19 protein-coding genes, 1 tRNA gene and 1 other RNA gene are annotated in these 24,405 nt (G+C 63.1%); 9 read left to right on the top strand and 12 right to left on the bottom strand.

The window, feature by feature from the left end; all coding sequences use genetic code 11:
* Window positions 1-39: 39 nt before the first annotated feature.
* Both map and ppgK read left to right on the top strand, forming a co-directional pair.
* The gene (map, locus tag J2S45_RS04705; protein ID WP_296929095.1) at window positions 40-945 is read left to right on the top strand and encodes a type I methionyl aminopeptidase; all 906 of its coding nucleotides are present in this window, start codon (window positions 40-42) and stop codon (window positions 943-945) included.
* A gap of 87 nt (window positions 946-1,032) precedes the next feature.
* The gene (ppgK, locus tag J2S45_RS04700) at window positions 1,033-1,806 is read left to right on the top strand and encodes a polyphosphate--glucose phosphotransferase (protein WP_270974386.1); all 774 of its coding nucleotides are present in this window, start codon (window positions 1,033-1,035) and stop codon (window positions 1,804-1,806) included.
* 94 nt (window positions 1,807-1,900) lie between these two features.
* Here the strand turns inward: ppgK and rnpB are convergent.
* Window positions 1,901-2,248: RNase P RNA component class A (gene rnpB / locus J2S45_RS04695), an RNA gene on the bottom strand.
* Window positions 2,249-2,286: 38 nt separating this feature from the next.
* On the opposite strand from rnpB, the gene J2S45_RS04690 reads away from it, so the two are divergent.
* The gene (locus J2S45_RS04690) at window positions 2,287-3,054 is read left to right on the top strand and encodes a YaaA family protein (protein WP_296929098.1); all 768 of its coding nucleotides are present in this window, start codon (window positions 2,287-2,289) and stop codon (window positions 3,052-3,054) included.
* Window positions 3,055-3,192: 138 nt separating this feature from the next.
* Here the strand turns inward: J2S45_RS04690 and J2S45_RS04685 are convergent, their stop codons facing one another.
* Window positions 3,193-3,927, bottom strand: a complete 735-nt coding sequence (locus tag J2S45_RS04685) for a zinc ribbon domain-containing protein (protein ID WP_307634692.1) — start codon at window positions 3,925-3,927, stop codon at window positions 3,193-3,195.
* The gene (locus J2S45_RS04680; protein ID WP_270974383.1) at window positions 3,927-4,721 is read right to left on the bottom strand and encodes a Nif3-like dinuclear metal center hexameric protein; all 795 of its coding nucleotides are present in this window, start codon (window positions 4,719-4,721) and stop codon (window positions 3,927-3,929) included. The genes J2S45_RS04685 and J2S45_RS04680 overlap by 1 nt, the downstream gene beginning before the upstream one ends.
* Before the next feature lie 38 nt (window positions 4,722-4,759).
* Here J2S45_RS04680 and J2S45_RS04675 point away from each other — a divergent pair, with 38 nt between their 5' ends.
* A complete protein-coding gene (locus J2S45_RS04675; protein WP_307634691.1) occupies window positions 4,760-5,215 on the top strand; it encodes a fluoride efflux transporter FluC in 456 nt (151 codons plus the stop codon).
* Window positions 5,212-5,574, top strand: a complete 363-nt coding sequence (locus tag J2S45_RS04670) for a fluoride efflux transporter FluC (RefSeq protein WP_307634690.1) — start codon at window positions 5,212-5,214, stop codon at window positions 5,572-5,574. Before J2S45_RS04675 ends, J2S45_RS04670 begins: the two co-directional genes overlap by 4 nt.
* 76 nt (window positions 5,575-5,650) lie before the next feature.
* On the opposite strand, the gene pulA is transcribed toward J2S45_RS04670, so the two are convergent.
* From pulA to J2S45_RS04655, 3 genes are all read right to left on the bottom strand, one after another.
* Window positions 5,651-12,280, bottom strand: a complete 6,630-nt coding sequence (gene pulA, locus J2S45_RS04665; protein WP_307634689.1) for a pullulanase-type alpha-1,6-glucosidase — start codon at window positions 12,278-12,280, stop codon at window positions 5,651-5,653.
* A gap of 192 nt (window positions 12,281-12,472) precedes the next feature.
* Window positions 12,473-12,545 (bottom strand) — tRNA-Val (locus J2S45_RS04660).
* 41 nt (window positions 12,546-12,586) lie between these two features.
* A complete protein-coding gene (locus J2S45_RS04655) occupies window positions 12,587-13,000 on the bottom strand; it encodes a DUF3052 family protein (protein ID WP_307634688.1) in 414 nt (137 codons plus the stop codon).
* Window positions 13,001-13,206: 206 nt separating this feature from the next.
* Between J2S45_RS04655 and aceE the strand changes: the two genes are divergently transcribed.
* The 3 genes from aceE (at window position 13,207) to J2S45_RS04640 (ending at window position 19,680) form a co-directional block, all read left to right on the top strand.
* On the top strand, window positions 13,207-15,963 hold the full coding sequence (gene aceE, locus J2S45_RS04650) for a pyruvate dehydrogenase (acetyl-transferring), homodimeric type (RefSeq protein ID WP_307634687.1): 2,757 nt from the start codon (window positions 13,207-13,209) through the stop codon (window positions 15,961-15,963).
* 139 nt (window positions 15,964-16,102) lie between these two features.
* Window positions 16,103-17,875 carry an ABC transporter ATP-binding protein gene (locus J2S45_RS04645; RefSeq protein WP_307634686.1) on the top strand — a complete coding sequence of 591 codons (1,773 nt, stop codon included), beginning with the start codon at window positions 16,103-16,105 and terminating at the stop codon, window positions 17,873-17,875.
* Window positions 17,872-19,680 (top strand): ABC transporter ATP-binding protein, encoded by a 1,809-nt coding sequence (locus tag J2S45_RS04640; protein ID WP_307634685.1) that lies wholly within the window; start codon window positions 17,872-17,874, stop codon window positions 19,678-19,680. Before J2S45_RS04645 ends, J2S45_RS04640 begins: the two co-directional genes overlap by 4 nt.
* A 50-nt stretch (window positions 19,681-19,730) precedes the next feature.
* Here the strand turns inward: J2S45_RS04640 and J2S45_RS04635 are convergent, their stop codons facing one another.
* The 3 genes from J2S45_RS04635 to J2S45_RS04625 are packed head-to-tail and all read right to left on the bottom strand — an operon-like array spanning window position 19,731 to window position 21,713.
* A complete protein-coding gene (locus J2S45_RS04635) occupies window positions 19,731-20,477 on the bottom strand; it encodes an HAD hydrolase-like protein (RefSeq protein ID WP_307634684.1) in 747 nt (248 codons plus the stop codon).
* Window positions 20,474-21,097 carry an L-threonylcarbamoyladenylate synthase gene (locus tag J2S45_RS04630; RefSeq protein WP_270974365.1) on the bottom strand — a complete coding sequence of 208 codons (624 nt, stop codon included), beginning with the start codon at window positions 21,095-21,097 and terminating at the stop codon, window positions 20,474-20,476. Before J2S45_RS04630 ends, J2S45_RS04635 begins: the two co-directional genes overlap by 4 nt.
* On the bottom strand, window positions 21,081-21,713 hold the full coding sequence (locus J2S45_RS04625) for a hypothetical protein (protein WP_296931392.1): 633 nt from the start codon (window positions 21,711-21,713) through the stop codon (window positions 21,081-21,083). The genes J2S45_RS04630 and J2S45_RS04625 overlap by 17 nt, the downstream gene beginning before the upstream one ends.
* 59 nt (window positions 21,714-21,772) lie before the next feature.
* On the opposite strand from J2S45_RS04625, the gene J2S45_RS04620 reads away from it, so the two are divergent.
* A complete protein-coding gene (locus J2S45_RS04620; RefSeq protein WP_307634683.1) occupies window positions 21,773-22,201 on the top strand; it encodes a hypothetical protein in 429 nt (142 codons plus the stop codon).
* 52 nt (window positions 22,202-22,253) lie between these two features.
* On the opposite strand, the gene J2S45_RS04615 is transcribed toward J2S45_RS04620, so the two are convergent.
* The 3 genes from J2S45_RS04615 to def form a co-directional block, all read right to left on the bottom strand.
* On the bottom strand, window positions 22,254-22,757 hold the full coding sequence (locus J2S45_RS04615; RefSeq protein ID WP_270974357.1) for a DUF3145 domain-containing protein: 504 nt from the start codon (window positions 22,755-22,757) through the stop codon (window positions 22,254-22,256).
* An 83-nt stretch (window positions 22,758-22,840) separates the two neighbouring features.
* Complete coding sequence (locus J2S45_RS04610; protein ID WP_307634682.1) at window positions 22,841-23,752, bottom strand: TIGR01777 family oxidoreductase; 912 nt, start codon at window positions 23,750-23,752, stop codon at window positions 22,841-22,843.
* A complete protein-coding gene (def, locus tag J2S45_RS04605; protein ID WP_296931385.1) occupies window positions 23,749-24,249 on the bottom strand; it encodes a peptide deformylase in 501 nt (166 codons plus the stop codon). The genes J2S45_RS04610 and def overlap by 4 nt, the downstream gene beginning before the upstream one ends.
* Window positions 24,250-24,405 lie beyond the last annotated feature (156 nt).

Below are 24,405 nucleotides of genomic sequence, written 5' to 3'. Positions count from 1 at the left end.
GGGTTTGAGCCCGCCCCACATAGGACTAAGCTTAATATTATGCAAGCAGATCGCGCTCCCCTAGGTCACCTCACACCCGGCACAATTTCGCCCATGCGACACGTGCCCGAGTACATCGAGAGGCCCGAATACATGTTCCACGACGGCCCGGAGATCGTCACCGCGCCCGAGGTCAAGTCGGCGCAGACCATTGAGAAGATCCGTGCCGCCGGCACGATCGCGGCTGACGCCCTCTACCTCGCCGGCGCCGCCATCAAACCCGGCGTCACCACCGACGAACTCGACGCCATCGCCCACGACTACATCGTTTCCCAGGGCGCCTACCCATCCTGTCTCGGCTACATGGGTTATCCCAAGTCCATCTGTACCTCCATCAACGAGGTCATCTGCCACGGAATCCCCGACTCTCGCCCCCTCGAGGAGGGGGACATCATTAACCTCGACGTCACCGCCTACAAGGATGGCGTCCACGGGGATACCAACGCCATGTTCTACGTGGGTGAGGTCGACGAGGAATCGCGGCTCCTGTGCGAGCGGACCTACACCTCCATGATGCGCGGCATCAAGGCCGTCAAGCCAGGACGCGAGATCAACGTCATCGGCCGTGTCATCGAATCCTACGCCAAGCGCTTCGACTACGGCGTGGTGGAGGACTTCACCGGGCACGGTGTCGGGGAGGCCTTCCACTCTGGCCTCATCGTTCCGCACTATGACGCCGCTCCGCTCCACAACGAGGTGATCGAGCCGGGCATGGTCTTCACCATCGAGCCGATGCTCACTCTCGGGCAGATCGACTGGTTCCAGTGGGACGACGACTGGACAGTCCTGACCAAGGATCGCGGGCGCAGCGCCCAGTTCGAGCACACGATCGTGGTCACCGAGACCGGCGCTGAGATCCTCACCCTGCCCTCCATGGGGCAGACCACCCCGGCGATTCCCGCCTAACACACCCACCGGTGTGGTTCATCACCGCGGATGAGCCACACCTCCCATATCCGGCGCGACGCGCCGCAGATACCTCGGAGGACAACGATGAAGAAGAAGTTTCGCAAGGTCGCCATCGGAGTCGACGTCGGCGGATCGGGCATCAAGGGCGCACCGGTCAACCTCAAGACCGGCCAGTTCGTCGACAAGCGCGTTCGCATGCCCACCCCTCCCGACGCTGACCCGGCCGAGATCGCACAGATCATCGGCAAGATCGTCGCCACATTTGACCTGCCGCGCGAGGTTCCCGTTGGTATATCTTTCCCAGCGCCGATCGTACGCGGGCAGATCCCCTTTATCGCCAACCTTTCCCAGATGTGGGAGGGCACCTTCCCCGCCCGCCTCATCGCGGAGAACATCCAGCGTCCGGTGGCCGTGATGAACGACGCCGACGCCGCCGGTTACGCCGAGGTCTACTATGGCGCCGCCCGCGGCAACCAGGGTACCGTCCTGATGCTCACCCTCGGCACCGGCATCGGTTCGGCGCTCGTGTCCCAGGGCACGCTCGTGGCCAATACCGAGTTTGGCCACGTCCTCCTGCCTAACGGGATGGAGGCCGAGCACTTCGCCTCGTCCGCCGTCTACGAACGCGAGGGACTCAGCTTTGAGGAGTGGGGCGCGCGCCTCCAGATGGTCTTCAGCCACTATGAGATGCTTCTATCCCCCGACCTGTTTATTATCGGCGGGGGCATCTCCAAGAAGCACGCCAAGTTCCTCCACCACATCACGACGAAGGCGCCCATCGTGCCCGCCGACCTGCTGAACACGGCCGGCATCGTCGGCGCGGCGCTTTTCGCCAAGCAAACCCTCGGCGAGGACTGACGCGTTCAGTTCCACGCCAGGTTACGACGTCGTGAGGTAGCCGCGCATCGTGAGGTAGCTAGGCATAAACGTGTGGCCCGCGCAGGCGGGCCACACGTGCAGTCAGCCTATACGCCGGGTTCTGTGCCAAAAGGCGGCGGCCATCTATCTAGGCCCATCGTTGCCGGTGGGCTCAAGCAACCAACCCGCGCGCGAGCGGGATCTCATAGCGCGCTGCTCGGTCTTGCTCCCGGTGGGGTTTACCCTGCCATCCCAGTCGCCTGGAACGCGGTGAGCTCTTACCTCACCCTTTCACCCTTACCGTCCCGTGGCGGGGCGGCGGTTTACTTTCTGTGGCACTTTCCTGCGGATCGCTCCGAGTGGACGTTATCCACCACCGTTTCCCTGTGGAGCCCGGACGTTCCTCGGGGGCATACGCCCACGCGACCGCCCGGCCAACTGCGCTTTCAATTGTACAGCCGGGCAGGTTATACATGAAACATGATCATTGCTCTGCCGCCGTCCGCCGGGAAGACGACGCCCGTCTCCGGCCCCTGTCTCGACCTCGCCTCGCTCATCGCGCCCGAGCTCAACCCCGTACGCGAAAGGGTGATCGACGCGTTACAGCGGGTATCGGCGTCGCCCAAAGCCCTGAGCGTGCTGAAAGTTGGCCCATCCCTCGAGCCGCAGATCCGGGATCAGATCGACTTCTATGGGCGCCCGTGCGCGCCAGCGTGGCAGGTCTACACCGGCGTGCTCTACGCGGCGGCGGGTTTCGATACCCTCACCGACGCCGAGCGGCGGCGTTGCAAGCAGACCGTGCGCATTTTCTCCGGCGCGTTCGGGGTGCTCAGCCCCGAGGATCTTATCCCCGCCTACCGACTCTCCATGAATACAAAACTTCCCGACCTTGACGTGCAGGCGCTGTGGAAGACGACGCTCCGCGAGAAGACGGACGTGCTGGCGAAGGACGACCTGGTAGTCGATGCCCGCTCGGGCGAGTACATGGTGTGGTCGCCGGCGACCAATCACGTCGCCGTCGGAGCCGTGCGTGTGAAGGCGGGCAAACGCTCCGTCGTCTCGCACTGGGCCAAGCACTACCGCGGCCTACTCACCGGCTACCTCATCCGCGAGCCCAACCCGCCGCGCACACCCGAGGAACTCGCCGAGTTCGCCCGCCTGCTCGTCGAGGACGGGCACGTCTCCGGCGTCGAGCTCACCCCCGCCGGGCGAGGTCCGGCCAAGCTCACCCTCGTCGACGAGGAGTAGACCCGTCGCACGCGACTATGCGCGTAACCTAGCGGTTAGACGTCGCGTAGCCGGGCGCGCCCTGAGCGGCTAGCGGCAACCCCCGGGTGGCACCACGGACGGGCTACGGTCACGCGTGCGGCTAGGCCTCTCGCCCGATTAGGCGTCAAGTAGCACGACGATGCACTGGTAGTCCTCGGAGATGTGGATCTCCTCGGGGTCGGCGTTCTTGATCTGATTGGCTTCAATCGGGGAAATCTGCACCCCGGCCGACGTCTCGCCGTTGCGGTGCAGGGCGATCACCGTCAGGCCTCCGCTGCGTTGGGCGCGCTCGTAAGCTGCTTTGAGCTCGTCGGCCAGCGGCTCGTAGAGCGCCTCGCGCTGCCGGCGCACGTCCGCCGCATCCCGCTCGATTGCCTCGATTGCCTCCTCCAGCTCGGCCCGCCCCGTAACGATCTTCTCGTTGAGCACGGCCTGCTGCGCTTCGATGTTGGCGATCTCCGTTTCGGCCACCTCCACTCGTTCGAGCAGATGGTATTCTGCGTCACTCGCCTCCTCGAGGGCCTCCTTGTTGGCATCGATCTCACTCAGGAGCGTCAGCAGCTGTCGCGAATCCATGCCCGTACCGGCATTCAGACGCGCCTGCTTATCCTTGACGATGTCGGCAAGTTTGCTCGTACGTTGTCCGGCCTCCTCGAGCTCGGCCTGGGTTGCGCGGAGTGTTTCCTTCGCCTCCATGAGTTCCCTCGCCTTAGCCGCCACGAGGTTCATCTGCGCGCCGACCTCGGCACGTAGCGGGTGGCGCTCTGCCTCCGTCTTGAGGGAGGCGAGCTGAGCGTCCAACTCGGCAACCTCGAGCAGGCGGAGCTGGTCGGAGCGGGGTGCGTGTGCCATCAGAGCCTCTCAATCCAGGGGTCGGTGATAATAGTTGAAATGTAGGTCTCAACGCCGAGTGTGGCAACGGCGTCGCGCATCTTCGGCAAAACCGGCCACTCGGAGGCGAAATGCGTGGTGCCGATCAGGGCGCAACCGCCCGCCCACAGATGGTCGGTCGCCGGATGGTGGCGAAGGTCGGCGGTGATGTAGACGTCTGCTCCCGCGCGATTGGCCGCCATGAGGAAGGAATCCCCCGAGCCCGGGGAAACCGCCACCGTCGTGACGATTCGATCCGGGTCTCCCCCGATCGTGATACCGGCCGGCGTGTCGGGGATGAGGGCCTTGAGCCGTAGGGCGAGTTCACGCACGCTCATCGTCAACTCAAGTTCACCCACCCGGCCCAGCCCCAGCTCGGGGTGCTCGGGGTTCGCCTCGATGGGACGAGTGTTGCGTAGCCCAAGGAGCTGAGCCAGCGCCACGGCCGAGCCGCTCGCGGCCGAGTCGGCATTCGTATGTGCGGCAAAAAGGGCCACACCGTTGCGGATGAGTCTGTGTACCCAGGCCCCCTTGGCGCTATCCGCCGCCACCGACGACGTTCCGCGCAGGTACAGCGGGTGGTGAGTAATAAGCATCTGGGCGCCGCGCTCGATCGCCTCGTCAACCACCGCACCACACGGGTCTACCGCGAAGCCGATCCGCCGCACTTCATCAGCCGGGTCCCCCACGACGAGGCCCACACGGTCCCAATCCTCAGCGAGGGTAGGCGGAAAATGCTTGTTCATCACAGAAACGACGTCCATCACAGTGCTCATGAGTTCAACCCTACCGGAGCAGGGTTTAGGGTGGAGGCGTGAATGTGATTCTCGTGGGACTCGGCGGCGCAATCGGCGCGGCCTTGCGTTTCCTCCTGTCCAACGACGCCGGTTATCCCGTCCTCATCATCTTCGCTATCAACGTCGCCGGTGCGTTCGCGCTCGGGGTCGCCTCGGCCCTGACGAGCGGGCACGTTCGGCGTTTCCTTGGCACGGGGATGCTCGGCGGGTTCACCACCTACAGCGCGCTGGCCGTCGATACCGTCGAGCTCCTGCAGGACAACGTTGCGTGGGGACTGTCCTATGCCGTGGGATCCGTCGTGCTCGGAGTCGGCGCCGCCTGGCTCGGGCTTAAGGTGGGGCCGCTCGCTGCTCGCCGGCGATCCCCCGCCGGCCAAGGATCGCCCGCTAAGCGACCAGCTGTTGCGAGCCAACCAGCTGAAGGGCGCTGGCCAGCTGAGGGACGCCATTCTTCGCGGGAAGGTGAGTCATGATTGTCTTTGCTGTCGCTCTCGGTGCTGGGGTGGGCGCTGGAATCCGCTATCTCACCGATGAGGCGTTGCCCCAACCGTGGGGAACCGTGACGGTCAACTTTGTCGGATCCTTCCTGTTGGGATTATTCGCGGCGTTCTTCGTCCGAGAGGGGATCCCCGCCGGCTCTTCTGCCACCTTGTACGCGATGCTCGGTGCCGGCTTCTGCGGTGGCCTCACCACGTTCTCTACCGCTTCCATCAACTCCCTGCAGGTCACCGACGAGCACGGTGTCCCCAAGGCCGGCGTCTTCGTGTTTGGGATGCTGGTTGGGTCGGTGGCACTCGCAGCGCTCGGCATGCTCGCCGGCTCTGTGATCTAAGACTGTCGATGTGGGCCAGGGCTACGCAGCCGCATGGTGGGCAGGGCCCATCCCGTGGGCCCTACCCGCCGGTCCGCTAACTAATAGCAACCATCGCAGACCACCCATGGCCAACCTGGCGAGCCCAACCCCACCAGCCATTGGCCTGGTTCTTGTAGGCAAACATCTTCCCATCCTCGCGGATACCGATCAGATCAAGGCGCCCATCACCATCGACATCACCGGGGATGGTGGCCTGGACGAAGGAATCCCAGCCATGACCAATCCGGCCCACACCATAGACCCCACCATCAGCACTACCCGCATAGGCATACATCACCCCATCGGCACTGATCGCCACCAGGTCACTGTAAGAGCTGCCCACGAACTGGCCCGGGGCCAAAATCGTGGTCATGTTCGACCAGCCGTGACCAATCTTCTTCCCCCCAAACAGGCCACCATCACCGACCTGGTAACGGTACAAGTCACCACTAGCCACCTCACGGGCCACCACATACTCCGCGCTCGAGGCACCAAGCTTGCCGGCATAGACAATATTGTCCATACCATTCCAGCCATGGCCCGCCTGAACACCCTTAGTCAAGAACCCATCACCTTGCGAGTAGTAGTAGAACAGCTTGCCATCCGCCTGCTGAACCAGCACATCCGAACGGCCATCACCATTGACATCACCCATCACCGCAAGATCAACAACCTGGCTTAGAGCACACATCACGATGCCCTTATGGTAGAACCCACCCGTGCCATCGTTGACGTAGAAATGGATAGCCCCAGACTCATCCACCGACCACAAGTCAGCAAAACGATCACCCGTAGCATCACCCAACACGCCACTCCCGCGCGCCGGCGACACCGGACGATCCATCACCTGACACTGCCCCGGCTCAGGCTCCGGCTCAGCCTGCCCCTGTACAAGGACCACCGCCGAGCGCGCAGGAACCGTCACCGTTCCGGTCTCCGAATCCCACGTCGTCTCTTTGAGGACAGGATCGTCGTCCTGGCCGTCGGTGAGCACGGGTGAGAGGGAGAGCTCGAGCCCCTTCATCTCGTCGATGTCCTGGCTCAATGCCTCAGGACTGGCGTTGATGGCCACAAGCAGACCGTCCGAGTTCGGGTCGACATCCTCGCCGACCGTGTCATCGACACGCATGAGGATAAGGCCGGCCTGCTGGTCCTTGCCCGAGCCTGGGAAGGTCACCTTCTCCTTGATGAGCTGGGCGTTGCCCAGCGTCAACAACGGGTGGGCCTGGCGCAAACGTAGTAGCTCGAGCGCCTGCGCATGGGCCTTGGCAAGATCATCCGCGGAGGCAACATTCGCCGGATTGTCTAGGAATGGTTTCATCGCATTCCACTGAGCCTCGTTGTCCCGAGCCGGCGGGAGTCCCACACCGAAGTTGTGCGTCTTTCCGGTCCAGTCGATCGCGTTGAAGTAATCGCCCGAGTTGTAGGAGTTACGATCCATCGATTTCGAACGAAGCAGGTCCGTGCCTGCGTGCCAGAATGACGGAGACTGTCCGAGCGTGACCGTGGCAAGTGAGACCGTGTTCATTCGCACTCGAGTGTCCATGGTCGAATCGGCCGGCAACTTCCACATGTTCGTGTCGAAAAGCGTCTCGTTGTCGTGGGCGTCGACGTAGTTGATGTTCTCCTCCGGCGAGGCTGCATAGCCCGCCTTCTGACCGTTGTAGTCGAGCTGATCGCCGCGCTGCCTCTGTCCCGAGCTTGTCACGAAGGTGAAATCCTTCAGGTTGCCTGCCATCCCAAGCCTGATGAGGTCTTGGTTATGGCGCAGGCTCGCCAGCTGATCGGTGCTAGCCGAGTTCAGCGCGTTCGGATCGGTGTATTGGCCATTTCCGAAGCCTTGGCCCTGTGACTTATTGGAATCGAAGGCACTCCCACCGTGTACGGCGTCGCGGAGACGATCGTTAAACGATCCAATCCCGGTTCCGTCCAGTTGCCCTTGCGTGGCCTGGTAGAAGCGTTTGTTGTTTTGCACGTCGTCGCCGAAGTTCCACCCTTCGCCGTAGATGTAGACGTTCTTCCCGTCGACGCCATCCTTCTCCACCGTCAGCTTGGCAAGCTCGGCTTGGATGGCCTCCATGTTGGCTCGCGAGTGGTGCCCCATGAGATCGAAGCGGAAAGCGTCGATACCGTAGTCGCGCGCAAGCGTGAGAACCGAATCAATCATGAGCTGCTCCGCCATGGCGTTCTCAGTGGCGACGTTCTCACAGCACGTGGAGTGCGCAACCTTCCCCGTCGCGTCCAGACGGTGGTAGTAACCCGGCACTACCTTGTCCAACACTGACTTCTGAGCCTGACCGGACTGAGCGGTGTGGTTGAAGACTTGGTCAAGAATCACCTGGTAGCCCATCGAATGCAGTGCCCCGACCATCTGACGATAGGCCACCGTACGGTTCGCACCCGACTGATGATCCTTCGCCGCGTAGGAGCCTTCCGGGGTCATGTAGTGGTAGGGGTCGTAGCCCCAGTTGAACCCGTCCTCATCAGCCACGGCCATGACAGCCGCCTGTTGTTCGGGCGACGCCGCTGCAGCTGATGGCACCGACGCCACCTTCTGGTCGGCACGTTTCTCAGGAATCGTTGCGATGTCGAAGGTGGGCAGGATGTGAATCATGTTCATGCCCGCGTCCGCTAACTCGCGCAGGTGCTTGACGCCCGCGGTGTCCTCAAGCGCGAAGGCCTCATAGGTGCCGCGTAGCTCCTCGGGAACGGTGGCGTCCCCAATCGAGAAGTCACGCACGTGCAACTCGTAGATGCTCCGCGCCGAATCGTTCGTAATAGTTGGGGCCTTGCTCTCCTTCCAGATCGGCGGCATGTAGTGCGGATCCGTCAAATCAACGAGGACCGAGTGCGTCGAGTTCACGGTCAGGCCGACCGAGTACGGGTCGGTCACCACGTTGTGTTCAATCGCGTTGGTTGATGGGACGAAGACCTCCACGTCATACCGGTAGGCGTGGTTCTGCCAGCTCGCCTCCCCCGTGATTGTCCAGGTGCCGTCGGCCTGCCGCGCCATCGGCAACGACGTCGGCTCGCCTGTGGCGTCCGCGTCAAAGAGTTGTAGCGAGACGGACTTTGCCGTGGGCGCCCAAAGCTTGAGGGTAGGAACGCCGTCGTTGAAATGAACACCAAGCCCGCCGGCCTTGCGGGCAGAGGCGGCATAGAGATCATCGAGCACACCCGAAATCTGTAGCCCCGTGAACGCCACGGGCGTCCCGCTCGCGTCCTTAGCGAGGATCGCGAGGTTGCCGCGCAGAGCGTCTTCCACGACGGCGCGCTCCATATCGACCGTCAGCTTTTCGTACCCGCGCAAGTGGCCGCGATTGACAAGCTGTTCGGATGACAGTCCCGAGCTGGAGTGCGTCATGTCAGCAAGCTTGACGGCATCCTCGCCGACGACCGTGCCACCGGAGATCCTCAGATCGCCCGTACCGCCCCACAGTTCGAACGTGAGGTCGCTGCGAGAATTGGTGAGCGTGGCGGGCCAGGCGAAGGTCGCCTGATCGACCCAGTAGGCGGCACGTTCGCCCTGCCCCGCAACCGGGAGGTCGTCCTCCGAGATCGCCAAGACGTGATCGGAGATGGTGTAAGTAAAGGTCACGAGCTTGTTCCCCCCAACGTCGAAAGAATAGTTGTCCCCACTATTGAAAGTGCCTCCGGGCCCGTAGTTTTCCTCCCAGGTCCGCCCATGGGCGACCTTGACCTCGTAGTGGCCCTTCGCGAGCTTTGAGGTAGAGAAGGTGTAAGTTCCATCCCCGTTCGGGAACATGAGCGTGGAAAGGCACGCAGGGTTCCAGTCCGCGCCAAAACCGTCGGATGCCTGGCAACCGAGTGTCGAGTTGAAGCTACCCGGGAGCGTAATGATCGGGTCGCTCGCGGTGTTGAAGAACCTGTGCGTGGCCGGGTTGTAGAAGAAGGTGACATCCCTGTCCTCATCGAGGGTGTAGTTGACGTTTTCGCCGTTAGGCGCACCCCCGGCGCCGTAGTTCACGTCCCACGATCCGCCAAGTGCCACTTTGTAGGAGTAGGAGCCCTTGGGGAGCTTCCACGTACCCGTGTATAGGCCGGACGCCTCGTCAAGAGTGAGCCGCGTATCCACGCATGCCGGGTCCCAGTTCTGTGAACATCCCATGGCCTGTTGGTGCGTGCCAGGGACGACGACGTCGTTCGCCTCGATACCTGACGGTGCGGGCGCGACAGAGCCGAGATCTGTACCGGCGACGAGAAGGCCAGATCCGGCAACCTTGTTGCCATGCGCATCGACTGAGACAGCACGCACCTCGACTAGGGTTCCCGCCGGCAGCTTAAGGTCAGCGAAGACGCGCGGCTGGTCTCCCTCCGCCACGCCGAGCGGCACATACTCCTCGGTGCCGACCGGCCGATAAGAGAAGGAGGTCTCCGCCCAGCGATCATCAGCCACGTCCGCGAGGACGGGCGTGAGTCCGTTCTCCGGCGCCCCGGAGGAGACACTGATCGCCTGCTCGGCCCCCGCTGCGGCAACCTGGCGGTCCGCCTTAAACACCACAGCGGACAACGCAGGCACCTTAACACTCACGGTGTCAGAGGCGGTCACCGAGTCCTGCGTCCCATACAGCGGCGAGTACGTCGCGCCAGGGGTGAGCGTGGCGAAGGTGGCGGCCTTCTCGGAATCCGAATTGTTGATCGCGATCAGGTATTCGACCTTCTCAGCCCGATCCACGCGAGCGAAGGCGAAGACGCCTTGACCGTCGTCGTAGTGGAGGGTGGTCTGCGATCCGGTGGCCAGCGCCTTATGAGCGGCGCGCAGCTTTGCGAGCGCGGCGATATGCGTGCTCATCTCCGTCTCGCCGAAGCGATCCGCGGAACCCGCTCTCGATCCATCGAGCAACGTGTAGTTTTGGTAATCGGCGGTCTGAGTAGCGAACATGGACTCGCGCGCACCCTTGTCCGCGCCGTCACCGACGAGGCCCTGCTCATCGCCGTAGTAGAGCACCGGCTGGCCGCGCGTGAGGTACATGAGCGTGTGAGCGAGCTTTGTGCGCCCCATGGGATCGGAACTGTCGCGCAGAAGCCACCCGATGCGACCCTTGTCATGGTTACCGAGGAAGGTCGGCAACGCGGCCGCCGACGAATGCGGGGTCGTGTAGTAGGAATCCGCCGCGAACGAGGACGCGAGCGCCTTGGCCGAGCCGCCGCCCGCATAGCCCTCCGCCCAGGACTGGAACGCGAAGTCGAGGACCGCATTCATGCGGGTATCGCGCAGGTATGGGGCGAGCAGGGTAGTTTGGGCGTCATAGACTTCGCCAAACATGAAGAAATCGGACTTGCCCTTATCCGCCGCGTAGTCGCGGATGACGTCGGCGAATTCCTTCCAGAACTCGAAATTGACGTGCTTGACGGTGTCGATGCGGTAGCCGTCCACGCCAAAGTCCACCCACGCCTTGTAGATGTCGATCATCCCCTCGCGCACGGCCTTGTTTTCAGTCATGAGGTCGTCAAGATCGCCGAAGTCCATGTAGGTGGCGGGCTCTCCCGCCGGCCAGGACGAATCGTGCCCACGGTTGTGGTAGAGGGTCGGGTTGTTGAGCCACAGCGGGTACTTCGCGCCCTCCATCCCATCAGGGATGAGCGGTGCGTAGGGGAACGACGTGTCGTCCGCGTTCATGGACGGGAAGGAATCGGCCGTTGCGTAATCAGCGGGGTCGAACGGCGTGCCGGTAGAGTCCTTGTAGGGATTGTCCGCCTTATAGATGTATGGCGGGTTCGTTCCCTCGTGGCCCTTGTAGTAGATGACGTCCGCGGTGTGATTGGCGATGATGTCGAAGTAAACCTTCATGTCCATTGCGTGAGCCGCGTCGATGAGTTCCTTCAGCTCCTGGTTCGTTCCAAAGTGCGGGTCGATCTGGGTGAAGTCGGTGACCCAGTAGCCGTGGTAGCCGGCGGAGGCATCCCCGCCTGTGCCCTGCACGGGGCGGTTGACGAACGACGGGGTCAGCCAAATTGCATTCTGCCCCAGGGCCTTGATGTAACCTAGCTTGTCGCGCAGGCCCTTGAGGTCGCCGCCGTGGAAGAATCCCCGGTCTGTCGGATCGAAGCCGGTCTCCATCCTGTCGGTCTTCGTGCAGTCGACCGGCAGGGACCCTCCTTCCTCAGCGTGCCCGGTGGCGATGCACGTGTCATTGTCCGGATTGCCATTGCTAAAGCGGTCGGTGAGCACGAAGTACATGTTGCGGTCGGCCGCCGGATCCCGGTAGGGCTCGGCGATCAGCGCATCGTCGGACGCGGCGTAACCACCGGGCAGCCCGGCGTCGCTGACGAAAACCTTCTTGTTGACGTCGTCAAAGGAGAAGGTCAGGGTTCGCGGTTTGTCCAACACCAGCGGATAGTTGCCGTCCTTGAAGCCCTCCATCCCGAAGGCGCCGTCCCAGGAGTTGTTGACGGTGACCTTGAAGGCATGTTCGCCAGCAGGAATGGTGAGATCGGCCGTCCAGATCCGGTCCCCGTCAGCGTCGTTAAGCGAGCTGGCACCGCAGGCCTCATCCCAGTTCTTCTGGCAGCCCAGAGCCTCCTGGAACGTACCGGCAACTGTCACGCTCGACGTCGCCGCCATCGCGGGGGCGGCAAGGCCGACGAATACCGGCAACCCCACCACCATCGCGAGGAATAGACCGAGAGCGCGAACAAAGCTCGAATCCCGTGTGCGTTTCACCTGCAGACTTCCTTGTCTCTTCATACACTTCTACGTGCGCGAACAGTTGGAAATAACTGTAAAGGTTAGCTCCGACAAAAAAGCCAGGCAATTGCAAGATGCAAGCAAGAAACTGCAAACAACTGCAACGCAACGCTGCGACCAGCGAAAACGCTCTCCCGCCGCGTGCAAGGAGAGCGCTTCTTGTAAAAGTGGACCCTACCGGGCTCGAACCGATGACACACGCGGTGTAAACGCGTTGCTCTACCAACTGAGCTAAGGGTCCGCTCGCTAGTGTAACCGGCCGAAGCCCCATTCGGAAATCCCCTATCGGGGGCGACTGTGGCTGACCACCTGGAACGCATTCCAGCCAGAATCAAGATGGAACGTCGTCGTCACCGACAGGCCGGCCGTGCCCGCGGCGTCGTTGACGTCCTCCATCGGAACACTCAGATCGGCATTCTGGTCAGGCACAAAAAGCCAAATGGGCGCCGTGTCCTCCGTGAGCCCGCCGGTGCAATCCACGAAAAGATCAGTCAGGTCGTCGACGTCGCCGTCGTCGGCTCGCCACCACAGGATCACGCCGTCAGCGCCCCCGCGGTAGCCCTCATCTTCAAGCTGTTCACCCGTGAGGCGTTCGATGGTGTCGCGTAGGGACATGTCGACGTCGTCGTCGTAGCCGAACTCCTGGACCAAATGCCCCGATCGGAATCCCATCTCTTTACCGGATAAACCGGGCACTGTTACCGCCTTTCCTGAAACATTAGTCACATTCTAAGGGGTCGCGCCCGAAAGTACATCATTCAATCGTGACCGAGTTACGCGGCCGAAACCATGTGAGCAGTCACCCAGTTCCGCCTTCCGCAAACTGGTGGGGTCTTTAGGCCTAAACCGGTACCCTTGAGGTATCGCATGACACATGCAACCGATAGTACAGAGGAGTAATCGTGAGTCAACAGCCCATTAGGCCGCTCATCAATGGCTTGCTCAGCCAGGTCCCGGACATCAACCCTGAGGAAACCCAAGAATGGATCGACTCGATCGACGGACTGATCGACTCCCAGGGCGCGCCTCGAACCCGCTACCTTCTGACCGCGATGCAGAACCATGCCCGCCGCAAGGGCATCACTCTGCCACCGAACATCGTAACCCCATACGTCAACACCATCGGCATCGACGACGAGCCGTACTACCCCGGTGACGAGACTCTCGAAAAGGAAATCCGCCGGTGGACGCGCTGGAACGCAGCCGTCATGGTAACGCGCCAGCAGGATCCGGACATTGCGGTCGGCGGTCACATTTCCTCGTACGCCGCCCAGGCCACCCTCTACGAAGTCGGCTTCAATCACTTCTTTCACGGAAAGAACGCCCCGGGCGGCGGCGACCAGGTGCTCTTCCAGGGCCACTCCTCCCCCGGTAACTACGCACGCGCTTTCCTCGAAGGGCGCCTGTCCGAGAAGGATCTCGACTCGTTCCGCCAGCAGGCCTCGCGCCGCTCGGGCGGCCGCGGCCTTCCCTCCTACCCGCACCCACGCCAGATGCCGGACTTTTGGGAGTTCCCCACCGTCTCCCTCGGCCTAGGTCCAATCTCCGCGATCTACCAGGCGTGGTACAACCGCTACCTGCACGAGCGCGGCCTGAAGGACACGAGCCAGCAGCACGTGTGGGCGTTCATGGGCGACGGCGAGATGGACGAGGTCGAGTCCCGCGGCGTCCTCCACCTAGCCGCTGGCCAAAACCTGGACAACCTCACGTTCGTCATCAACTGCAACCTGCAGCGTCTCGACGGTCCGGTACGCGGCAACGGCAAGATCATCCAGGAGCTCGAGGCCCAGTTCAAGGGCGCGGGCTGGAACGTCATCAAGGTCATCTGGGGCCGCGAATGGGACGAGCTACTCACGGCGGACAAGGATCGCGCGCTCGTCAACATCATGAACGAGACCCTCGACGGCGACTACCAGACTTTCAAGGCCAACGACGGCGCCTACGTGCGCGAGCACTTCTTTGGTCGCGACCCACGCACCAAAGCTATGGTGGCCGACTGGTCGGACGAGAAGATTTGGGCGCTCAAGCGCGGCGGTCACGACTATCGCAAGGTGTACGCGGCCTACAAGGCGGCCGTGGAGCACAAGGGTCAGCCCACCGTCATCCTCGCCCACACGATCAAGGGCTACGCACTCGGCTCGAACTTCGCCGGACGCAACTCCACCCATCAGATGAAGAAGCTCAACTCCGACGATCTCAAGCTTCTGCGCGACACGCTCGAGCTGGACATCGCCGACGAACAGCTCGAAGATCCGTTCGTCGCGCCGTACTTCAAGCCCTCACCGAAGAACACGGCTTTGGAGTACATGCACGAACAACGCCGCAAGCTTGGCGGCTACCTGCCGGAGCGTCGTGTGGTCTCCCAGGGGGTGACCATGCCGGCCGACAAGCACTGGAACATCCTCAAGGGCGGTTCGGGCAAGCAAAAGGTCGCCACGACGATGGCCTTCGTCCGCCTGCTCAAGGACCTGCTACGCGACAAGGACTTCGGCTACCGCTTTGTGCCGATCATCCCCGACGAAGCCCGCACCTTCGGCCTGGACGCGATCTTCCCCTCGGCAAAGATCTTCAACGTTCACGGCCAGAATTACACGGCGGTCGATTCGGACCTGCTGCTTAACTACAAGGAGTCCGAGCAGGGGCAGATCCTCCACACCGGCATCACGGAGGCCGGCTCCAACGCGGCCTTCACAGCGGTGGGAACCTCCTACGCCACCCACGGCCTGCCCATGGTTCCGATCTACATCTTCTACTCGATGTTCGGATTCCAGCGCACGGGTGACCAGTTCTGGCACGCCGGCGACCAGATGGCGCGCGGCTTCATCATGGGTGCAACCGCCGGTCGCACCACGCTAACGGGTGAGGGCCTGCAGCACATGGACGGACACAGCCAGGTGATCGCGTCGACGAACCCGGCCGTGGTCCAGTACGACCCGGCCTACGCCTACGAGATCAGCTACATCTTCCACGACGGCCTGGTGCGCATGTACGGCGACGGCTCGGATGGGCGCGATCAGAACGTCATGTACTACATCACGATTTACAACGAGCCGATCCACCAGCCGGCTGAGCCGGAGAACGTGGACGTGGAGGGCATTCTCAAGGGCATGTACAAGCTGGATGAAGCCGAGGGCGAGGGTCCGAAGGTCCAGCTCTTCGCCTCCGGCGTGGGCGTGCCGTGGGCGCGTGAGGCCCGCCAGATGCTCCGCGACGACTGGGGCGTGGCTGCCTCGGTGTGGTCGATTACGTCGTGGTACGAGCTGCGCCGCGACGGCCTCGCGGTCGACGAATACAACTATCTTCACCCCACGGCCGAGCCGAAGGTGGCTTACATCACCCGCAAGCTCGAGGGTGAGTATGGCCCGATCATTGCCACTTCCGATTGGGAGAAGCAGGTTCAGGATTCGATTCGCCCGTGGGTTCCGGAGGCCTACTACACGCTCGGCGCAAACGGCTTCGGTATCGCCGATACCCGCGCCGCCGCGCGTCGCCACTTCCGCATCGACTCCGCCTCCATGGTGGTGCGTGCCCTCCAGGCGCTCGCCGACCGCGGAGAGGTCGACCGCTCTACCGTCCAGGCAGCGATTGACAAGTATGAGCTGCTCGATCCGGAGGCCGGCGACGACGGTCAGCCGGTCGCGAACGAGCCCGCTGTCTAAGCTCGCGCAGATCTAGCCGGCGCCCCGCGGAAATGGCCGCGGGGCGCCGCTTTTGGCTGGACCAGATGGCTTGGGCATACGCATAATTGTCGGAGCGCGGTTGTAGTCTGATCAGGACACCAAGATTTCAAGGAGCGCAGTGACTTTAATACGCATGAGCTGGGAGTTTCTCCAGCGCAAGAAGACGGCGTTCTTCTTTATTTTCCTTCTGCAGGTTGTGCAAATCCTCCTCAGTCTGGTTCTTCCTGCCCTCAACGCCCAGATTATCGACGACGGCATCCTGGGCAACGACAGGGCCCTCATCTGGCGCATGGGTGGGCTCATGCTGGCCATCGCGTTTGTCCAGATCGGCGCCATGGTCGGCGCGATCTACTTGGGCGCGCGGACGGCGATGGAGCTCGGCCGCGAGCTACGCGGACGTTCTTTCCGTCACGTGCAGTCTTTTTCCGCCACCGACCAGCACAAGTTCGGCGCCCCCACGCTCATCACGCGCGTGAGTAACGACGTGACACAGGTCCAAAACGTCGTGCTGTTGACGTTCACCGTCATGGTCATGGCCCCGCTCATGGGATTTGGCGGCGTGTTCATGGCGATCCAGCAAAACGCACGCCTCTCCCTTCTGCTGATCGTCATCGTCCCGCTCCTAGGCCTCCTCATTTACGTCGTGATGCGGGCGCTCGCGCCTCGCTACACGATCCAGCAAGAGCGCATCGACCTGATCAACACCCTGCTACGTGAGCAGCTCACGGGCGTGCGGGTGATCCGCGCCTTCGTCCGCCAGGGTACGATCCGCGCCAAGTTCGACGATGCCAACCACAAGCTACGCAGGATCTGGCTGGAGATCGGCATCCTGTGGGCGTTCCTCATGCCGGCCGCCTCCCTCATCATCGGCCTGTCATCGGCGGCCGTGGTGTGGTTTGCCGCCCATCTCATCTCCGCCGGTTCGATGCAGGTCGGCGCGCTGACCGCCTACATCAGCTACCTGATGATGATCATGATGTCGGTGATGATGTCGGGCATGATGGTCATGTTATTCCCGCGTGGTGAGGTATCGGCCAAGCGTCTCCAGCAGATCTTCGACGTCGAGTCCTCCATTCAGGCACCCGCGCATCCCGTACCGATTCCCGCCGGCCCGCTGACCTTCGAACTCGACCACGCGGGCCTGCGCTACCCCGGCGCCGAGGAGCCAGTGCTGTCGGATATCACGATGACCTTCGCCCCGGCCACCCAGGTGGCGCTGATTGGCTCTACCGGTTCGGGTAAGTCCTCCATCATCAAGCTGCTCCCCCGGCTCATCGACGCCACATCCGGCGAAGTCCGCGCCGGAGGCGTGCCCGTGAAGGACATGGACCCGGGTGAGCTACGCTCGCGCATCGCGCTCGTCCCCCAGCAGGCCTTCCTCTTTTCCGGCACGGTCGCCACGAACGTCGCCGGTTCGCCCGACAAGCGGGTTCCCTACGACGCCGACCGCGTGATACTCGCTCTACGCGCAGCCCAGGCCTGGGATTTCGTCAGCGAGCTCGAGGACGGAATTGAATCCGCCGTTGAGTCGGGCGGGAAGAACTTCTCCGGCGGCCAGCGCCAGCGCCTGACGATCGCGCGCGCGATCTACCGCTGCCTTCCCGACGCCCAGGGCCGCCGCCAGGCGGACCTGCTCGTCTTCGACGATTCGTTCTCCGCGCTCGACTACCAGACTGACGCACGGCTCCGGAGCGGCCTGAGAGCGTTCATCGGTGACATCGCCGTCTTCATCATCGCCCAGCGCGTGTCAACCATCCGCCAGGCCAACCAGATTCACGTGCTCGACCACGGCCGCATCGTCGGCGTCGGCACGCACCTGGAGCTACTCGATTCCTGCGAGACGTACCAGGAGATCGTCGCCTCGCAACTGACCGCGGAGGAGGCACGATGAGGGGCGGACCTCACGGAGCGAACCCGTATTCGGAGACTCGCGACACGAAGGGCGCGCTCAAGCGCTTGGCTCGCATGCTCAAGACCGAGAAGCTACGGCTGTTCGGCATCGCGGTCCTCATGCTGTTCTCGGCGGGCGGCAACGTGCTCGCGCCCAAGTATCTGGGAGACGCCACGAACGTCGTCGTCGATGGCATCTCCGGTGACGGCGTGGACTTCTCCACCCTCACGCGTGTGCTGCTTTTCGTCGTCGCGCTGTACGCAATTTCTGGTATCACCAACTTTGCCGCTGGCTACATCATCCGTTTAACAATCCAGGATCTCGGCTACAAGCTGCGTCGCGACGCGCAGGCCAAGATCGATACCCTGTCACTGTCCTGGCTGGACAAGCAGCAACGCGGCGATCTCCTCTCTCGCGTGACGAACGACATCGACAACATCACCCAGACCCTCATGCAGACGCTGAACCAGGTGGTCCAATCGATCTACCTGCTCATCGGCATTGTCGCCATGATGATCTGGGTCTCGCCGTCGTTGACGGTGGCCACTGTCCTTGTTTTACCGCTCGGCATTCTTTCCCTCCTCGTGATCCTGAAGAAGGCTCGGCCGCAGTTTCGCGCGCAGTGGGCGAAAACGGGTGAGGTATCCGCGATCGTGGAGGAGTCCTTCACGGGATTCGACGTCGTCAGCGCCTACGGTCTCCAGGAGGACTTCGAGCGCATTTTCGACGAGGCGAACCAGGGGCTGTACGAGGCCGGCTACAAGGGTCAGTTCCTCTCCCAGCTCTCCCAGCCCTTGATGGGTTTCGTGTCTAACCTCGGCTTCGTCATCATCGCGGTGTGGGGCGGATTCCAAGTGATCAGCGGGCAGTTGACAATCGGCGGCCTGCAGGCCTTCATCCAGTACAGCCGCCAGCTCAACCAGCCGGTCGCCACGCTTGCCTCCGTGACGGCGATGCTCCAGTCGGGCGCCGCCTCCGGCGAGCGCATCTTCGACTTTCTCGACAGCGAGGAGATGGATCCCGACGTCGAGGTCGGGTTCCGTGATCTCATCCCTGCTGACCAGTACCAGGGCCACATCACCTTTGAGAACGTCGAGTTTTCCTATGAAGAGGGAATCCCCGTCATCAATGGCTTGTCGCTCGATGTCCACCGCGGCGACCAGGTCGCGATCGTGGGACCGACCGGCGCCGGCAAGACCACCCTGGTCAACCTGCTCATGCGCTTCTACGAAATCGATGGAGGAAAGATCGCGCTTGACGGCCTCTCCACCCGAGATTTTTCGAAGGATTCATTGCGCTCCCAGATCGGGATGGTGCTCCAGGACACGTGGCTATTCGAGGGCACGATCGAGGACAACATCGCCTTCGGCAAGGAGGGGGCCACCCACGAGGAGGTCGTCGCTGCGGCGAAGGCCACCGGCGTGGATCGGCTGGTCCGTCAACTGCCCGAAGGCTACGACACGGTCATCGACGATGAGGGCGGCAACATCTCCGCCGGCGAAAAGCAGCTCATCACGATTGCTCGCGCCTACCTGGCCGACCCGGCGGTCCTCATTCTCGATGAGGCGACGTCCTCGGTCGACACCCGCACCGAAATGCTCGTTCAGCGTGCCATGGGTGAGCTACGCGAGGGCCGAACGTCGTTCGTCATCGCCCACCGCCTGTCCACGATCCGCGACGCCGACCTCATCATCGTCATGGCCGACGGCGACGTCGTCGAGCAGGGCACGCACGAACAACTACTGGCACACCACGGCGCCTACTACGACCTCTACCAGTCGCAGTTCAGCGGGCCGGAGGTTTAGGCGGGCGCAACGCCAGGCACAAGTTGCGCCCACCAGCCACCAGAGCACGCCTAAAAGCCGCGCGTGCGGACCTCCCCCACCAGCTGATGTAGCTCGCGCGGGGAGGACACCGTGGCCCATGCGCGATCGCGCTCGTCGGGCCAGCAGTCGGCCCATTCGACGAGGACTGTGCGCACGCCGTGCACGCCCGCGCCCTCGACGTCGTAGATGCGGTCACCTACCATAACGACGTCGTCGCGCCAGTTCACTGCGGCTCGGGATTGCGCGGGGTCGAGTGCTAGGCTCGCCGTCGTGCCCGAATTGGCGGGCCGGTTGGCCCCGGCGTCAAGGATGCCTTTCTCATGAAGCTCATTGAGCGCCGCTTGAACAACCTCGGCTTTGCCGAAGAGGTTCTTCTCTGTGGTGTCGCCGCAGAGTGCGTCGAAGAGGTGGGCGATTCCCAGGTGCTCGCACACGCCACGCGCGCTGCGCTGGAACTTGGAGGTGGCGAGGCCGAGCGCGAAACCGTCGTCGTGCAGATCCTGAAGGAGCTGGCGCGTGCCGGCGAAGAGCTCGACGTCGTTGGCAACGGCGGAGTAACGGCGACGGTACTCCGCCACGTAAGCCTGCACCTCGTCGGCGGGGACGCCCAGGTCAGCGAAGCTGGCCTTGAGCGGCGGGCCGAGGTACTTGCGGAAGGCCGCCAAGGGCAATTCCACGCCGGCGAGCGACTTCATGGTGGCGGCGAGGGTAGCGGTGACGACGGGCGCTGAGTCGGTGAGCGTACCGTCGAGGTCGAAAAGGACGGCCTTGATCATGAGATGTCAAACATCGTCAGGTCCCCGGCTCCTTCGCGCACGATGACGGCCTCGCCGCTGGAGAGGTCGACGACGCTGGTCGGGCCGCTGCCCACCGGGCCGTCAACGACGACGTCGAGGGCGTTGCCGAGGCGATCGTCGACAATCCAGCCTTCCTCGAGCGGCTCCTCCTCACCCGGCATGATGAGAGTGGAGGACAGCAGCGGCTCCCCCAGCTCAGACAGGATCGCCTGAACGATCCGGTGGTCCGGGATGCGCACGCCGACCGTGTTCTTCTTGGGGTTGAGCGTCATGCGTGGCACGTCCTTCGTGCCCTTGAGGATGAAGGTGTAGGGACCGGGCGTGAGCGATTTGATGAGCCGGAAGAATGAGTTATCGACGATGACGAAGTGTCCTAGCTGGGCAAAGTTCGCACACAGAAGCGTAAAGTGGTGCTTCGCGCCGACTTGGCGGATCGTGCGGATCCGGTCCAGTCCCTCCTTGTTCGCCAGCGTGCAGGCAATGGCGTAGCCCGAATCGGTGGGCAGGGCGATCACCTCGCCGCGCTTGAGCCGATCGACCACCTTGGAGACCATCCGCGGCTGCGGATCTTGTGGATGAAGTTCAACGTACGTAGCCATTATTTGCCTTCCTCGTAGCTATCGCGATTTCCAGATCGTCCACGAGCTCGCCGGACTCACCCGATTCTTTGAGAATCTTCAGGTATTTGGCGGCCTCGTCGACCTTGTTCGCTGCCAGCGCCGCCGTGACAAGCTCCTCGGCCACGCCCACGATCTGCTCGGCGGGCCTCCAGCGTCCAAGGCCAAGCTGGATGGCGGCCTCGTTCTGCCCGGTCTCACGCAGAAGCTTGATACCCTCGGCGAGCGCGATGCCGGTCTCCTCCCGGTCCGCCGCGGTCTCGAGGTAGCGCTGCGCGGCCTCCGAATCCTCGGGGCCGGAGAGCCAGGCGAGCTGGATGAGCGGGTACCAGGCCCGCGAGTCCGAGCCGATCTCCTCGCTTAATGCCCACAGCACTAGCTTCGGGTCGGCCTCGCCTGACTCGCCCGTCAGCGGGTCGGCCGGCTCCCGCGAGACCGCAAAGCCCTTGATAAGCGAGGCGAGCTCGTCGAAAGCCGCAACATCGTTGGGATCCTTCGCCAGCTTCTCGCGTAGTTCGAGCGCCTCGGCAACGATGCCAAGTTCTTCGTCCTGATGGGAGGCGTGGAAGAACTTACGCATGAGATCTAGAAATGCCATACTCTTAGCCTAGCCGATTCCGCCATGGATCGGATGCCGCCTTCGTTCAAGGAGTGAACATGGTTTCCCGCGAAGATCTCGCCCTCGCACGCGCCCGCGTCGTGCTGGCCGACATCGCCCCCGAGATTCCCCAAACCGAGATCGTCGCCGATGCTCGCCTCCGTGAGGACCTCGAGCTTGACCTCGTCTCCACCTGGGCGCTAGCCACCGGGCTGGAGAAGCTGGCAAAGGTGCCAATCGACGACGCCGACATCTGCGCCGCGACGACGCTCGGCGACCTGCTCTCCCACGCGCTGACGGATGTGCCGGCCGATTACACCGGGCAGGTCGGCGAGCTCGAAAGTGAAGGCGAGGCGGCGCAACCCGATGCCGGTTGCGAGACTGGCGCGGACGACGTCGTCGAGCCCGCGCAGGAGGATGCGAGCGGCGAGGACGACGCCGAGGATCTGGCGGCTGCCATGGAAGATCTTGCCAATCTCTTCAAGTAGGTCCGCCGCACATGCGGGTCACTCCGCCCGGTAGCGCGGAGCACGACCGCGGCTAGCCGACCCGGTGAAGCCAGCGTACGGGCGCCCCCGCGCCCGCGTAGCGGAACACCTCGAGCTCGTCGTCCCAAGCTTGCCCGAGAGCGACGTCGAGCAGCCGGCGCAGCTCGTCGGGATCACCGTGGGAGTCCTCGATCGCCGCCCGAATCCGGTTCTCAGGCACGACGACGTTGCCGAGGAGGTCGGTCTGCGCGTAGAAGATTCCGAGGCCGGGCGTGCACGACCACCGGCCGCCGTCGCTGACGGACGTCGGCTCTTCGGTGACCTCAAAACGTAGGTGCTCCCAGCCGCCGAGGGCGGAGGCGAGCTGCGCGCCTGTGCCCGACTCCCCCGTCCACGACACCTCACCACGGTTCATGTTGGGTAGCGCGGGCTGCTTAGTCCATTCGAAATGAACGGGGTATCCAAGTACGCTTGCCACCGCCCACTCAACATGAGGTTGAACGGCCGGTGTCACAGAATGAATGAATATGACGCCACGTGTGGCTTTGTTGTTCACCGTAACCTCCTGCTTGGGTGAAATTCCCCTTAACACTCAAGCGAGGCTCGATACTTCAAGGATGCCACACGCTCGACCGAAAGTCACCCCAGCGGCAGTTCATGGGCGAAAATTTCCTCAACGTCCGGGGCGAGGAAGGTAAAGCCATGATCAAGAAGAGCCCGCGGATAGGCGCGTTGGGATGCGAGCACCGCCTCACTCGCCATCTCCCCCGCAAGCCGCGCCACCGGCGTCGGGACTGTCAAGAAAGCCGGACGCCGAAAGTGGCGTGCGAGGGCGCGATGCCAGAAGGCGTTGCGGACGGGGTTTGGACCGACCATATTGACCGGCCCGGAAACCTCGTCGTGTGCCAGCAGGAAGAGAAGCGCGCGGACGTAGTCGTCACGGGCGATGGTCGACATCCACGCCGAGCCGTCGCCGAGCTTCGCACCCAATCCCATCCGGTACGGATGCTGGAGGATGCCGAGCATGCCACCCTCGCCGCCCATCACCAGGCCCGTGCGAAGCCGGAGCGTTCGCACACCCAGGCGCTCGGCCGTCAGCGCCCCTTCCTCCCACGCCTCGCACAATCGCGCAAGGAAACCCGACCCAGACGTGGAGCCCTCCGTGAGAATCTCGTCGCCTCGGTCCGGGCCGTAGTAGCCAACCGCAGAACCGGAGAGGAAGACCTCGGGTCGATGCGAGCGCATCGCGCCCACGAGCGTCGCCACCGAGGATAGCCGCGAGTCCCACAAGGTCCGTTTGTAGGCCGCGGTCCACGGCCGCGAGAGTAGGCCCGCACCATTGAGGCAGACGACGCCGTAGGCGCCGGCGAGTGCGGACTCGTCGATCGTGCCCGCCGCCGGGTCCCACGCGTAGTATGTGACGCCCGCTGTAGCTGAGTGCCTCGGCGAGCGCACCAGCTGGCGCACCTCATAACCGCTACTGAGGGTAGCCTCGATCAGGCGAGAGCCGATGAATCCGGACGCTCCCGCGAGAACGATGACCCTGCTCATTTCCTTTCCCGCACTTGGTTCTCCCGCAATTGGTGGAAGGCCTCGCGACGCAAGTGCCGGTCGAGCCGGTCGAGGAAGAGGTGGCCATCAAGGTGATCCACCTCGTGCTGAATGAGACGGCCCCATATCTCGCGGCCCTCCACCACGACCTTCTTCCCGTCGAGGTCGGTTCCCTCCGCCCGGGCGTACATGGCCCGCGTTGCGGGAAACCACAGGTCGGGCACGGAAAGGCACCCCTCGTCGCCGTCCTGCGTCTCCTCGGATAGTTCGACGATGATGGGATTGAGGATGTAGCCCAGCTCGCCTTCAATGTTCCACGAGAAAGCGCGGTAGGACACGCCAATCTGGTTAGCGGCGAGCCCCGCACGGCCCTCCTCATCCACGTTCTCTAGGAGGTCCTCCACCAGCTGCTTAATGCCGGGGGTGATGTCCCGGATCGGGTCGCAGACGGTTCGAAGGACGGGGTCACCAACTACACGGATATCTCGATACGTCATGCTGATATTGTCTCACTTTCCCTCCGACATGCGAGCGCCTGGCGACGGGAACTCTGGGAGCTCACGGTCTAAAAGGGAGTCTGAGGGATACGGCCGTCGCTGGCCTCTGGTGGGTCATGACAGGATGGGATAGCTCGACGCCATCGCCCCGCCCGC

It is taken from the genome of Trueperella abortisuis, assembly GCF_030811095.1.
GTDB classification, from domain to species: domain Bacteria; phylum Actinomycetota; class Actinomycetes; order Actinomycetales; family Actinomycetaceae; genus Trueperella; species Trueperella abortisuis.
The sequence above is the reverse complement of the archived record's forward strand: the minus strand, read 5'-3'. Positions and strand labels throughout refer to the sequence as shown.